Source organism: uncultured Tateyamaria sp. (genome assembly GCF_947503045.1).
Classification (GTDB): domain Bacteria; phylum Pseudomonadota; class Alphaproteobacteria; order Rhodobacterales; family Rhodobacteraceae; genus Tateyamaria.
On record NZ_CANNCF010000001.1, the window covers coordinates 1372049 to 1386241 of the forward strand.

Genomic DNA, 14193 nt, shown 5'->3' on the forward strand with positions numbered 1-14193 from the left:
ATGTCCGTCGCACCCGTGATCCATATCGGCGGCTGGCCTGGCGCGGGCAAAAAACCAATTGGGCAGCGTGTAGCCGAACGCTTGGGCGGGAGATTGATACACAATCACCTGATGCTGGATGCTGCGCGGGTACTCTATGCCCGCGATACGCCGGAAAGCATCGCCATGCGCGAAGAAGTTCGAAACCTCATCCTCGACCACGCGCGTCGGCTACCAAACGATGTGCCCATTGTCTTGACGGATGCTCTGGCGGATGAACCAGCGGCGAAACCCCTTTTCCAACCCACGCTTGCTCTTGCGCGCGACCGAAACGCACCGTTGCATCTGTTTGTGTTGGACCTTTCTATCGATGAAAATCAGCGCCGTCTGTCGGACCCATCCCGGGCCGGAAGTGCCAAGCTGACGGATGGCGACGTGCTGAAAGCCATTCGAAGTCGCCAGACTTTGTTTGTTCCGGCTTCGGCCATCGTGCTGGACGTTACGGACCTGTCCGCGGGCAGCGCAGCGGAGGAAATTTGTACGTATCTGGAACGTCCGCATGCCTGAATACGCCCCGCTCGAACTGCCTGAAGATCCCAAGCTTGCAGGGAACATCATGCATTTTGCCCGTGCGCTGCGCCGTGCCGGAATTCCCATCGGACCGGGACGTTTGATCGATGCCATCGAGGCCGTCAATGCGGCAGGGTTCACCGAACGGCGCGACTTTTACTGGACGCTGCATGCCTGTTTCGTCTCGCGACCCGAACACCGCGCGGTCTTTGCCCAGATCTTTCGCCTCTACTGGCGCGATCCGCGTTATCTTGAGCACATGATGGCCGCAATGCTGCCGGCCGTGCGCGGGGTGCAGGAGGATCGCGGGGCACAGGCGGCGGAAAAACGGGCTGCCGAGGCGTTGCTGGATGGCGCCGTCGCACCCGACCTTCCGGAGGACGAAGAAGAGCAGGGCACCGAGATCGAGATTGACGCCTCACTGACCACCTCTGCCGAGGAAAAGCTGAAAACCCTTGATTTTGAGCAGATGAGCACCGCCGAGATGGCGCAGGCCAAGGCGATGCTGGCCCGGATGCGTCTGCCCATTGATCCCATGCCCTCCCGCCGTGCCCGGCACGCCGCGCGCGGGCGCGTTGACCCGGGTCGCACGCTGCGCGCCGCTATGCGCTTTGGCGGCGAGATGCGCGATCTGAAATGGAAAACGCCGAAACCGCGCTATCCCAACCTTGTGGTGCTGTGCGATATCTCTGGCTCGATGAGCCAGTATTCCCGCGTGGTGCTGCATTTCCTGCATGCGGTGAGCAATGCCAAGGGGGCGGGTTGGGCGCGGGTGCATGCGTTTACCTTTGGCACGCGGCTGACCAATATCACCCGGCATCTGGCGACCCGCGATGTGGATACGGCCCTGCGCGCTGCCGGGGCCGAGGCGCAGGATTGGGAAGGTGGCACGCGGATCGGGACCTGCCTTGAGGCCTTCAACCGCGATTGGTCGCGTCGGGTACTGGGGCAGGGGGCAGTTGTGCTGCTGATCACCGACGGGCTGGACCGGGACGATCCGGATGCGCTGGCCCGTCAGATGCAGCGCCTGCACCTGTCCGCCCGTCGCCTGATCTGGATCAACCCGTTGTTGCGCTGGGATGAATTCGCGCCCAAGGCGCGCGGGATCGCTGCCATGCTGCCCCATGTGGACAGCTTTCGCGCGGGCCACTCGATTGCGTCGCTGGAAGAGTTGGCGGAGGTGATTTCGCGCCGCGATGATGTGGGGCAGCGGGATCGCCTGATGCGGATGTTGTCAGATTGAGCGCCTTGCGGCGCATTACATTTATTATTTGGCGCTTCGGGTCTCACCAAAACCAAGGTGTCCGAGCCGCCGTCACATGATCTTTGGCGTGACAGGGGATGGTCTGCCATTCAAGCAGAAATACGGTTTCCTCTGGTCAGGGACCCTCCGCATTTCAGCTTGAGTGTCAGCCCATCCCCTGTCCCTTGGCGATCAAGCGACGGCGGCTCCGAAACCAAGGGTCAGGCGAAGGTGTCTGCGAAGGTGGTGCGATAGATTGCGCTGAGCTCGGACAGGGGGGCGCAGGACTGGCCCATCCACACGGTGTCGCCGCTGAACTTGCCCACGGTCTGGATCGGCACGCCTGCTTGACCGGCGGCGATCATCAGCGCCTCGGCCTTGTCAAAGCTGCAGGCCACCAGATAGCGCCCCTGATCCTCGCCAAAGAGGGTTGCGGTGTCGCTGCTGTCGAGCACAAGGCCGACGCCCGAGGCTTCGGCCAGTTCGAACGCGGCCAGTGCCAGCCCGCCGTCGCTGAGGTCGGTGCAGGCGTTGATCAGAGCACGGTTGGCGCGGATGAAATTGCCGTTGCGCTTTTCCGCATCCAGATCGACCGGAGGTGCGTCGCCTTCGGCGCGGTTGAACACTTTGGCCAGCAGGGCGGATTGGCCCATATGCCCGGCACTTTCGCCGATCAGGACGGCCAGATGCCCCTCGCGGACATCGCAGCCGATCATGTCATCGGGGTGCGCGATCAGACCCACGGCCCCGATGGTCGGGGTGGGCAGGATCGCAGCACCATCGGTTTCGTTGTAAAGCGAGACGTTGCCCGACACGATGGGCATATCGAGTGCTGCGACCGCTTCGCCGATGCCTTGTATCGCGCCGACCAGCTGGCCCATGATCTCGGGTTTTTCGGGGTTGCCGAAGTTGAGGTTGTCCGTGGTTGCCAGCGGCGTGGCACCGGTGGCGGTCAGGTTGCGATAGGCCTCGGCCACCGCCTGTTTGCCGCCCATGACCGGGTTGGCCTGCACGTAGCGCGGCGTCACATCCGAGGTGAAAGCGAGCGATTTGTCGGTGCCGTGCACGCGGATGATCCCGGCCCCGATGCCCGGCGTGCGGGCGCTGTCGGCCATGACCATCGTGTCATATTGTTCAAACACCCAGGCCTTGGAGGCGTAGTTGGGGCAGGCCAGCAGCGCCTTGAGCCCGTCGATGGGATCGACATTGACCACATCATCCATCGGCGCAGGCGCCGGGGTCGGCACCCAGGGGCGGTCATATTCGGGGGCGGTCGAGGCCAGTTTGGACAGCGGCAGATCGGCCTTGGTCTCGCCGTTGAGTTGGATCAGGAACCGGTCCTCTGCGATGGTTTCGCCGACGATGGCAAAGTCCAGGTCCCATTTGTCGAACACGGCCTTGGCCTCGGCCTCAAGCTCGGGGCGCAACACCATCAGCATGCGTTCCTGAGACTCGCTGAGCATCATTTCGTAGGCCGTCATCGCGGTTTCGCGCACCGGCACTTTTTCAAGGTCAAGGCGTACGCCAAGGCCGCCCTTGTCGCCCATTTCGACGGCAGAGCAGGTGAGGCCGGCGGCCCCCATGTCCTGAATGGAGATGACAGCGCCCGTGGCCATCAGCTCAAGCGTCGCTTCCATCAGCCGCTTTTCGGTGAAGGGGTCGCCGACCTGAACGGTGGGCCGTTTGTCTTCGATGGTGTCGTCGAATTCGGCGGATGCCATGGTGGCGCCGCCGACGCCGTCGCGGCCCGTTTTGGCACCAAGGTAGACCACAGGCATGCCGACACCGGAGGCGGCAGAGTAGAAAATCTTGTCCGCATCCGCGAGACCGGCGGCAAAGGCATTCACAAGGCAGTTGCCATTGTAGGCCGGATCAAAGCGCACTTCGCCACCCACGCAAGGTACGCCGAAGGCGTTGCCGTAGCCGCCGACGCCTGCAACGACGCCGTGCACCAGTTGCCGGGTTTTGGGATGGTCGGGTTCACCAAAGGACAGCGCGTTCATCGCAGCAATCGGGCGTGCGCCCATGGTGAAGACATCGCGCAGGATGCCGCCCACGCCAGTGGCCGCACCCTGATAGGGTTCGATGTAGCTGGGGTGGTTGTGGGACTCCATCTTGAAGACCACGGCCTGACCGTCGCCGATATCCACGACGCCTGCATTCTCGCCGGGGCCGCAGATCACTTGCGGGCCGTCCGTAGGCAGGGTGCGCAGCCACTTTTTGGAGGATTTGTAGGAACAGTGTTCGTTCCACATCGCTGAAAAGATACCGAGTTCGGTGAAGGTCGGCGTGCGCCCGATGATGTCGAGGATGCGCGCGTATTCATCGGGGCTGAGGCCGTGGCTGGCGATCAACTCATCGGTAATCTGTGGTTCTTGCATGTCTGGCCCCCGTCTTCTTGGGGGGCTTTTAGGACAAGGCCGAGGTGGGGGAAAGTGGTGAAACGCCCATCATGGCGCGTGTGCGCCCGCGAAACCGGGGCGGCCCCGTCAATCGCCCGGTTTGTCGGCTGCTGGAGCGGCCGCTGTCTGTTCCTGAGCCGCTTGAGTTGCGGCAGCGGCGATGGCCTGTTTTTCGGCATCCGTCAGCTTGTCATGTTCGTCCATGCCGGGCAGGGCCACGCGCACCTCGCGGCGTGCAAATTCGATCCCGTTGGCCTCGAACGCGGCATTCACGCGGTTGTAGATTTCCTTGCGGATGGTGAACTGCGTGCCCGGCTTGGCCATGAATTTGCCCCGGATCACGATGCCGACATCATCAAATTCGAACACGCCTTGCGATTTGAACGGCTGCAGGAAGTCGTCGCCATAAATCTCGTGCTGCAGCATGTCCTGCCCGATCTTCTTGAACAGCTTGCGTACCTTTTCCGGATCGGTGCCGAAGGGCACGGTAAAGCGCAGCTTCATGATCACCCAATCGCGCGAGAAATTGGTGATCTTGGGGATTTCGCCGTAGGGCAGCGTGTGCACCGGCCCTTTGTGGTGGCGCAACTGCATGGAGCGGATCGAGATCTTTTCCACCGTGCCCATGGTGCCATTCACGTCGACATATTCCCCGGTGCGGAAGGCGTCATCGATGAGAAAGAAGATGCCCGACACCACGTCCGAAACCAGCTTTTGCGCGCCGAAACCGATGGCCAAACCGACGATACCGGCACCGGCGAGCAGCGGGGTTGTATCGACGCCCACATTTGAGAGCGCGAGCAGCACGAACAGGACCACAATGGCCGTCTGTGCGACCCCAAGGATCAGCGGCAGGACGGTGGACAGGCGCGAGCCGCCTGCGCCGCCGCCGTCGCCCGTATCTTCGGTGTCAGGGTCATAGCCTGCCGAGGTCTGTTCCTGCGCCAATTTGCGGTTGATGTAGAGCGAGACCAGTTCGTAGACGATGTAGCCGACCGAGATGATCATCAGGAACTGGATCATGCTGCCCGCCAGCCGTTCGCCCACGCCCGCCGAGGCCAAGCCGCCCGGCGTCATGCCCCAGAACCGCCCGATGATCAGCAGCACGATGCCAAACACGATCACGCGTCCAATGCGGATGTAGGAGCGTTTGGCGGCGTAGTGCGCGCGTTCGGCGATGGGCCCTTCGCCTGTCATTGGGGGCGACAGGTGATGCACAAGCCCACGGATCAGCGTGTCCATCGCCGGGGCAAACAGCAGCAGGGTCATGGTCTTGTAATGCGGCAGGCTGCCGAGGAGGGCGAAGTTGCCGTAGCTGACCACGATATTGACCACCCACCATGTTCCGATGGACACAGCGAGGCCAAAGATCGGAAAGGCGCGCGCGATGCGATCCTCCATCGGGCTGACATCCGGTTCGGCGCCGCGCATCATCTGCACAAGCCCCGCGCGGTAGCGCCAGATGATGACGGCAATGTAGATGTGCACGCCAAGGTTCAGCCAAAAGCCGAGCCGTGTTTCCCCGCCCGGCACACCATTGGCCGCGTTGAAGGAGAGGATGAAGAATGAAGCGCCGATCAGAAAGGCCAGCCAGCGGGTGTGAAACACCATTGCGCTGGCAGTGACATTGTCGGTGTGCACAATCCGGTAGGCCGGGTTGTCCGGCGCCATCAGAAACCGCGAAACCGCCGCCGCCATGCGTGGCAGCACAATCATCATCGGGGCAACGGTTGAGATGAAGGGGCGGTAGAATTCGGGTACAATGTTGTGCGTCACAATGTACGCAACCGTGGCAAACACGGCCACGGCGCCGATCTGGCCGGCCAGCCGCTTGAACAGCAGCGTAACCGCCTCGCGCATCGTGGCATCTGCGTGCCGTTCGCGGGGCAGTTCCAACCAGGGGCGTACGAGACGGCGAAACAGCACCTCGACGATACCTGCGGCAGCGATCACCCCTGCCAGAGCCATGGCAAGGGACATGAGCCCCGATACGCCAAGGAAATTGAAAAAGCGGGCAAAGGCCTCGCCTTGTTTGGTGAACAGGATGGGCAGGCGTCTGACGGATTCTGTTACTGTCTCGACCGCGCCGCTGGTGGCGTGGAAAAAGAACTCTGACAGGCCTGCGGCGTCTTCCTCTTCGACTGCGGCTTGCGTGTCGAGCTGGGCAAGCAGCAGCGCGCGCACTTCGCTGTCGCTGAGGCGGGAGATCAGTGCATTGGCCGCCTCCGGGGTCAGCGGGTCGGGCAATTCGACAGTTGTTGCGGTTGCGTCATCCGATCCGGGCAGGGTCACCAGCGACTGCGCAAACGCGCCGCTTGCCATCACAACACAGAGCAGGATCGCCAGGGCCTGCATCACCAACTTGTCAATTTTCATCATGTCCCCACACGGTAACGTGAGGAGCACATTGCGGCCCGGTTACGCATTTATGCAAGTGAATTTGCGAGGCGGAGCAAAGGACCGCGCAGGCGCATGGCCAAAAAAAAGGCCGAGCGCGAAGCTCGGCCAAGTCCAACAGGGAGGTATGAAGATGGCGCGGGAGCGCGTTGTCTTCATGATGGTGAATTAGGCGTCGCAATGCTGCGTTTCAAGGCGGTTCGCGCACGCCACGCGGCATGGCCGCTATGCGCTGGGTGCATGGCTTAGAGGTTTTCTTTTGCTCTCAGCGCCTTGCGGTATGCGGTGATCTCTTCCTGTACGAAATCGCGGAAGGCAGCAATCCGCTTGGATTGGCGCAATTCCTCTGGGTAGGCCAGAAATACCGGAATATCAGCCGACTCGATATCCGGCAGAATATGCACCAGGCGCGCGTCTTCGGCGCTGACATAATCTGGCAGGATGCCAATGCCCAGATCCTGCAACACGGCCTGCAACACGCCAAAGTAGTTGTTGACCGTCAGCAGGCTGCGCACCTCGTAGGTCAGCAGTTGTTGCACGAGGGTCGAACTGGCGCCCACTTGCGTGGCGTTCACACTTTGGCAGATCAGGCGGTGGTCGACGAAATCCTCAAGGGTTTCCGGCACGCCGTTTTCGTCCAGATAGGCCTGCGTGGCAAAGAGCTGCATCTTGACCGTCATCAGGCGCTTGCGGATCAGGTCGGCCTGGCTGGGTTCTTTCATGCGGATGGCAACGTCAGCCTCGCGCATGGGCAGATCGAGCACCCGTTCTTCCAGCATCAGATCGACACGCAGGTCGGGGTATTTGGCGTAGAGCTTGACCAGACGCGGGGCCAGCCACAGCGTGCCGAAGCCGATGGTCGAGGTTACGCGCAGATCGCCAAACACTTCCTCTTCGCTGTCGCGGATGCGGGCGCTGGCCGTGTCGAGCCGCTTGTTCATTGCCGTGGTGGCGTCAAACAGCAACTCGCCCTGTTCGGTCAGGATCAGCCCGCGCGCATGGCGATGGAACAGAGTGGCGTTCAGCGACTCCTCAAGCCCGCGAATCTGGCGCGACACGGCGGATTGGCTGAGGTTCAGCTTGTCGCCCGCATGGGTCAGGCTGCCCGCGTCAGCGACCGCGTGAAAAATGCGTAACTTGTCCCAATCCATTTTTGTGCAATCCGTAAAGCTCGACCGATCATACCTGAGTTGATCCCATTTCACAGCCACGGCGCCAAAGGAACCGCTGGGTTGAAAAAATATTTGTATACAGGTCAGCATTAATGACCTATATTTGGGCGAAATATATGCAAGACTGATCGCGGCAGGGGAGGCCACGCATGAGCACGCAAAAGATTTCCTTGAACGATCGCTATGACTTGGACAAAAGCCCGGTGCTTTTGAATGGCACACAGGCGCTTGTGCGCCTGATGATGATGCAAAAGGCGCGCGACAAGGCCGCCGGGCTGAACACGGCCGGTCTGGTCACCGGATATCGCGGATCTCCGCTGGGTGCGGTCGACATGCACATGACCCGCGCGTTGAAACCGCTGGCGGCCCACGACATCACCTTTCAGCCCGGCCTGAACGAAGACCTTGCCGCCACCGCCCTGTGGGGCAGCCAGCAGGCGGAACTGCGCGGCGAGGGCAAATATGACGGTGTCTTTGGCCTTTGGTATGGCAAGGGGCCGGGTGTGGATCGTTCCGGCGATGTGTTCAAACATGCCAACATGGCAGGATCATCACCCAGTGGCGGCGTGATCGTCGCGATGGGGGACGATCACACCGGCGAGTCCTCGACCGTGCTGCACCAGTCCGAATGGGCGCTGGTGGATGCCTATATGCCCGTCGTTTCCCCTGCCGGTGTGCAGGAGATCATGGATTACGGTCTTTATGCCTGGGCGCTTAGCCGGTTTTCCGGGACGTGGGTTGGCCTCAAGACAATGAAAGACACGGTCGAGGCGACAAGTGTGGTTGATGGCGATCCACATCGCCTGTCCTTTGTTCATCCAGAATTCGACATGCCCGACGGTGGTTTGAACATTCGCCTGGTGGACGATCCGACCGCGATGGAAGCCCGCGTGATCGATAAAAAGCGGTTCGCGGCTGAGGCGTTTTCGCGTGCCAACAACATGGACAAGCGCGTCTGGGGCAAAACGGGGGCCAAAATCGGCTTTGTCGCGGCGGGCAAGAACTGGCTCGACCTCGTGCACGCGCTGTCGCTGCTCAACATCGACGAAAATGAGGCCGAGCGGCTGGGCATCACCACCTACAAGGTCGGCCAGACCTTTCCGCTGGACATGCAGGGGTTTCATGACTGGGCCGAGGGGCTCGATCTGATTGTTGTCGTTGAAGAAAAGCGCAAGCTGATCGAAGTGCAGATCAAGGAGGCCATTTTTGACGACCGTCAGGGCCGCAGGGTCTATGGCTGGTACAAGGGTGGCGCGGGCGGTTTGCACCGCGAGGAACTGTTCCCCACGCGCGGCGCGCTCGATCCGATCTGGATTGCCGAAAAACTGGGTGAAATCCTGATCGAAGAAGGGCGCGAGACCGACGGAATCTCTGCCGGTATGGCCATGCTGGACGAAGCGCGCCGGTCGGACAATGCCGAGGATATCGCGGCCCGTTTGCCCTATTTCTGCTCGGGTTGTCCGCACAATTCCTCGACCAAGGTGCCGGATGGCAGCCGCGCCTATGCGGGCATTGGGTGCCACTACATGGTGCAATGGATGGAGCGCGAAACCATCGGCTACACCCATATGGGTGGTGAAGGCGCCAACTGGATCGGCGAGGCGCCGTTTTCGAACCGAGCCCATGTGTTCCAGAACCTCGGCGATGGCACCTATAACCACTCCGGTGTGCAGGCGATCCGTGCGGCCCTCGCGGCTGGCACCACGATGACCTACAAGATCCTTTACAACGATGCGGTCGCGATGACCGGCGGGCAGGGCAACGATGGCGGTCTGGATGCCTACCGCATCGTGGACGAGGTCCGTGCCATGGGCTGTGAACACGTGGCCGTGGTCTATGATGAGAAAGAGGATGTGGATGTGTCCCGCTTTCCCTCTGGCGTGCCGGTGCATGAACGCGCGGAATTGCAGATCGTGCAGGAACGGTTTGCAAAGACCGAAGGGGTCAGCGTCATTGTCTATGTACAGACCTGTGCCGCTGAAAAGCGGCGCCGCCGCAAACGCGGCACATTCCCGGATATCGACAAGCGCGTGTTCATCAACACGGATGTCTGCGAGGGCTGCGGCGATTGCGGGGTGCAATCCAACTGCGTGTCCATCGTGCCGGCCGAGACAGAACTGGGCCGCAAGCGGGCGATTGATCAGTCAAGCTGCAACAAGGATTTCTCGTGCCTCAAGGGGTTCTGTCCGTCCTTTGTAACCCTCGAGGGCGCGCAGGTGAAAAAGCAGGCCACCACCACGCTGGACCTGCCCGACCTGCCGATGCCCGACCTTCCAACGATCAACGGCACGTGGAACGTGGTCATCACCGGGGTTGGCGGCACGGGCGTTGTTACCATCGGGGCCGTAATGGCACAGGCCGCCCATATCGATGGCAAGGGCGCGGGCATGATGGAAATGGCGGGCCTCGCCCAAAAGGGTGGTGCGGTGCATATCCACTGCCGCCTTGCCAATGATCCAAGAGATATCAGTGCCATACGGGTCGCCACGGGCGAGGCGGATGCGCTGATCGGCGGCGATCTGGTGGTCAGTGCCGCGGCCAAGACGCTGGGTCTGACCGCATCGGGGCGCACGGGTGCCGTGGTCAACAGCCACGAGATCATCACCGGCGACTTCACCCGTAACACCGAATTTGCCCTGCCGTCCGATCGGCTCGCCCTGTCGCTTGAGGCGCGGATGCAGGGGCGGGTCGATATGTTCGATGCCTCTGATCTTGCGCGCGCGACGATGGGGGATTCCATATACTCCAACATGATGATCTTTGGCGCGGCGTGGCAGCGCGGTCTTGTGCCACTGTCGCTGGATGCGATCCAGCAGGCGATTGATCTGAACGGGACGGCGGTCGAGCGCAACAAACGCGCCTTTGACATAGGGCGCTGGGCGGTGCTGCACAGCGAAGAGGCCGCGCGCGTGGCAGAGCCCAAAGTGGTGCAGATGCCCAAGACGCTGGAAGACAAGATCGCATATCGTGCCGACCATCTGGTGAAATACCAGGGCAAACGGCTGGCCAAACGCTATCGCAAGCTGGTCGATGGCATCAGCGACATGGCGCTGAAAGAGGCGGTCGCCAAGGGCTATCACAAGCTGCTGGCCTACAAGGACGAATACGAGGTTGCCCGCCTGCATCTGGACACCGAAGCCAAGGCGCGCGCGCAGTTCGACGGCGATTTCACGATGAAATTCCACCTCGCCCCGCCGATGCTGTCCAAGACGGGGCCGGATGGTCGCCCGGTGAAAAAGGAATACGGGCCCGGCATGATGCGCAATTTCCGCCTTTTGGCGCGGATGAAACGGCTGCGCGGCACGCTGCTTGACCCGTTTGGACGCACGCCGGAGCGGCGGATGGAACGGGCGCTGATCAAGCAATACGAGGCTGACATGGCCGACGCGCTGCCCAAGCTGACCGACACCACCCGTGATGCAATTGTCGCCCTGGCGGCTCTGCCGCTGGACATTCGCGGCTTTGGCCCAGTCAAAGAGGCGAATGAGGCCAAGGCTGCCAAACGTCGCGAGGAACTGCTGGCCATGATCCGCGCAGGCGGAGGACACCACGCCAAGGCCGCCGAGTAAGAGCAGCGTCATATCCCTGTCAAAGAGGCTAGGCAGGGTGGGCGCGGCCCTTTACATAAGGCACACGCGTTGATCGAATAGTCAGAGACGTCCATGCCCAATCGCAAACGGCACATTGCGCGCGACATCAGCTATTCCCACTCTGCACAAACAAAGGGCGGGCGGGCGCTGATTCGTATTCTTGAGAACACGACGGGCCGCTTGCGACTGATCAAACGGGCCGAAGGCTATGAGGACGAAGTCGCCGCGGGCGGTGATTTCTGGGCCGTGATGGTCAACCGCTATGGTCTGACGCTGGATGTGATCGGCGGCGCGCTGAGCAACATCCCCAAGGACAAGCCCCTGATTTTGATCGCAAATCACCCTTACGGTATTCTGGATGGTCTGATCATGGGGCATATCCTGTCCATGGTGCGCGGTGATTTTCGCATTCTGGCCAACTCGGTGTTCAAAAAGGCCGAAGAGCTGAACCGCGTGCTGTTGCCCATCAGTTTCGATCAGACCCGCGAGGCGATGGCGATGAATGTGGCGACCCGCAAGGCCTCGCTGGACTATCTGGCCACTGGCGGGGCCATTGGCATCTTTCCCGGCGGCACGGTCAGCACCGGGGCTAAGCCGTTTTCGCGCCCCATGGATCCCGGCTGGCGCAGTTTTACCGCGCGGATGGTGGCCAAATCAGAGGCGACCGTCATTCCACTCTATTTCGACGGGCACACCAGCCGCCTGTTCCAGATCGCAAGCCATCTGCACAGCACGTTGCGTTTGGGTCTGCTGATCAAGGAGTTCAAGAAACGGGTCGATACCCCTGTGCGCGTGGTGGTGGGAGAGCCCATCGGGCGCGATGTGCTTGATCCGATGGCGCGGGATTCCAAACAGATGATGGCCTTTTTGCGCAATGCCACTTATGAGCTGAACCCGAACCCGGTGAAGGTCTTTGATCTGGGCTATGAGTTTGAAACGCGGCACCGGACCTGAGGCCGCAAGGGGCGCAAGATGGCAGTTGGCATATTCGATTCCGGCCTGGGTGGTCTGACAGTGATGGACGCCGTGCAAAAGCGTCTGCCTGAGGTCGAGTTTGTCTATCTCGCCGACAGCGCCAATGCGCCTTATGGCGTGCGTACAGCGAACAACATCTATGATCTGACCTGTGCGGCGGTGCAGCGGTTATTTGATGCGGGCTGCGATCTGGTGATCCTGGCCTGCAACACCGCCTCGGCCGCGGCGCTGCGCCGGATGCAGGAAAGCTGGGTGCCCGAGGACAAGCGGGTGCTGGGTGTGTTTGTGCCGATGATCGAGGCGCTGACCGAACGGCAATGGGGCGACAACTCGCCACCCCGTGAAGTTGCGGTGCAGCATGTGGCCCTGTTTGCGACGCCGGCCACGGTGGCAAGCCGTGCCTTTCAGCGCGAACTGGCCTTTCGCGCCATCGGCGTGGATGTCGAGGCACAAGCCTGCGGCGGGGTGGTGGATGCCATCGAGGACGGCGACATGATCCTGGCCGAGGCCTTGGTGCGCAGCCATGTGGATGCGCTGAAACGCAAGATGCCCCATCCGCAGGCGGCGATCCTCGGCTGCACCCATTACCCGCTGATGCAGGAAACGTTCCAATCCGCGCTTGGCGAAGATGTGTCCGTCTACAGTCAGGCGGACCTCGTCGGTGAAAGCCTTGCCGACTATCTCGAACGGCACCCGGACAAGATGGGCACAGGCACCTCCGCATACCTCACTTCGGGCGATGCGGTGCTTGTCAGTCAGCGAGCGACCCAGTTCTTGCGACGACAGATCACGTTTGAACCTGCTTGATCTGAACTCCTATTCGAAAGACGAACATGACCTATTCCATCGCAATTCTGGGCGCCTCCGGCTATACGGGCGCCGAACTCATCCGGCTGATCTCTGTCCATTCTTCTATCAACATCAAGGCTTTGGGCGCGTTTTCCAAAGCGGGCCAGACGGTCGCCGAGGTCTATCCGCATCTGCGTCACCTCGATCTGCCGCCCATGGTGCCTTTTGGCGAGATTGACTGGAGCGGCATTGATCTGTGTTTTTGCGCGCTGCCGCACAAGACCAGCCAGGAGGTGATCCGCGAGCTGCCGCGTGATTTGAAGATCGTTGATCTGAGCGCGGATTTCCGGCTGCGTGATCCGGAGGAATACAAGAAATGGTACGGCAATCCCCATGCCGCAATCGAGATGCAGGGCGAGGCCGTCTATGGGCTGACCGAGTTCTACCGGGACGAGATTGCGGATGCGCGGCTGGTTGCGGGCACAGGCTGCAACGCCGCAACAGGGCAGTTTGCCTTGCGCCCGCTGATTGCTGCCGGGGTGATTGATCTCGACGAGATTATCCTCGACCTCAAGGCGGCTGTTTCGGGCGCGGGCCGGGCGCTGAAAGAAAACCTGCTGCATGCGGAGCTTTCCGAGGGTTATCACGCTTATGCCCTTGGTAGCACACACCGGCATCAGGGTGAGTTTGATCAGGAGTTTTCGCGCGTTGCCGGGCGAGATGTGCGCATCCAGTTTCAGCCGCACCTGATCCCCGCCAATCGGGGGATTTTGGGCACGGCCTATGTGAAGGGCGACGCGCAGACGATCCATGACACGCTGGCCGCCGCCTATGCGGACGAGGTATTTATCAAGGTGCTGCCCCTTGGCGAGGCGCCAAGCACACGGCACATTCGCGGGTCCAACTTTTGTCACATCGGAGTGGCCGCAGATCGCCTGCCCGGGCGCGCCATCGTGGTGGCGGCCCTTGATAACCTCACCAAAGGGTCATCGGGGCAGGCGTTGCAAAACGCCAACCTGATGCTAGGTATACCTGAGACCGAGGGGCTGATGATGGCCCCGCTTTTCCCGTGAGCC

At 61.4% G+C, this 14193-nt stretch carries 9 protein-coding genes; 6 read left to right on the top strand and 3 right to left on the bottom strand.

Translation table 11 applies throughout. The features are described 5' to 3' along the window. On the top strand, positions 1–546 hold the full coding sequence (locus Q1A89_RS06970; RefSeq protein WP_299725273.1) for a hypothetical protein: 546 nt from the start codon (positions 1–3) through the stop codon (positions 544–546). Beyond that, positions 539–1792, top strand: coding sequence for a VWA domain-containing protein (locus Q1A89_RS06975; protein ID WP_299725275.1), 1254 nt, complete (start codon positions 539–541; stop codon positions 1790–1792). The genes Q1A89_RS06970 and Q1A89_RS06975 overlap by 8 nt, the downstream gene beginning before the upstream one ends. A gap of 221 nt (positions 1793–2013) precedes the next feature. On the opposite strand, the gene purL is transcribed toward Q1A89_RS06975, so the two are convergent. The 3 genes from purL to Q1A89_RS06990 all read right to left on the bottom strand — a co-directional run bounded on the left by purL (position 2014) and on the right by Q1A89_RS06990 (position 7742). Next, positions 2014–4173, bottom strand: a complete 2160-nt coding sequence (gene purL, locus Q1A89_RS06980) for a phosphoribosylformylglycinamidine synthase subunit PurL (protein ID WP_299725277.1) — start codon at positions 4171–4173, stop codon at positions 2014–2016. 108 nt (positions 4174–4281) lie between these two features. After that, positions 4282–6573 (bottom strand): mechanosensitive ion channel family protein, encoded by a 2292-nt coding sequence (locus Q1A89_RS06985; protein ID WP_299725279.1) that lies wholly within the window; start codon positions 6571–6573, stop codon positions 4282–4284. Between the two features lie 263 nt (positions 6574–6836). Beyond that, entirely contained in the window at positions 6837–7742 is a 906-nt protein-coding gene (locus Q1A89_RS06990; RefSeq protein ID WP_299725281.1) for a LysR family transcriptional regulator, read from the bottom strand. A gap of 170 nt (positions 7743–7912) precedes the next feature. Between Q1A89_RS06990 and Q1A89_RS06995 the strand changes: the two genes are divergently transcribed. The 4 genes from Q1A89_RS06995 to argC all read left to right on the top strand — a co-directional run bounded on the left by Q1A89_RS06995 (position 7913) and on the right by argC (position 14190). Continuing rightward, positions 7913–11332, top strand: coding sequence for an indolepyruvate ferredoxin oxidoreductase family protein (locus Q1A89_RS06995; RefSeq protein WP_299725283.1), 3420 nt, complete (start codon positions 7913–7915; stop codon positions 11330–11332). Between the two features lie 93 nt (positions 11333–11425). Further along, positions 11426–12307: a lysophospholipid acyltransferase family protein gene (locus Q1A89_RS07000; RefSeq protein WP_299725285.1), complete on the top strand. Its 882-nt coding sequence runs from the start codon at positions 11426–11428 to the stop codon at positions 12305–12307. A gap of 18 nt (positions 12308–12325) precedes the next feature. After that, the gene (locus Q1A89_RS07005) at positions 12326–13135 is read left to right on the top strand and encodes an aspartate/glutamate racemase family protein (protein ID WP_299725287.1); all 810 of its coding nucleotides are present in this window, start codon (positions 12326–12328) and stop codon (positions 13133–13135) included. Between the two features lie 26 nt (positions 13136–13161). Next, the gene (argC, locus tag Q1A89_RS07010) at positions 13162–14190 is read left to right on the top strand and encodes an N-acetyl-gamma-glutamyl-phosphate reductase (RefSeq protein ID WP_299725289.1); all 1029 of its coding nucleotides are present in this window, start codon (positions 13162–13164) and stop codon (positions 14188–14190) included. Positions 14191–14193 lie beyond the last annotated feature (3 nt).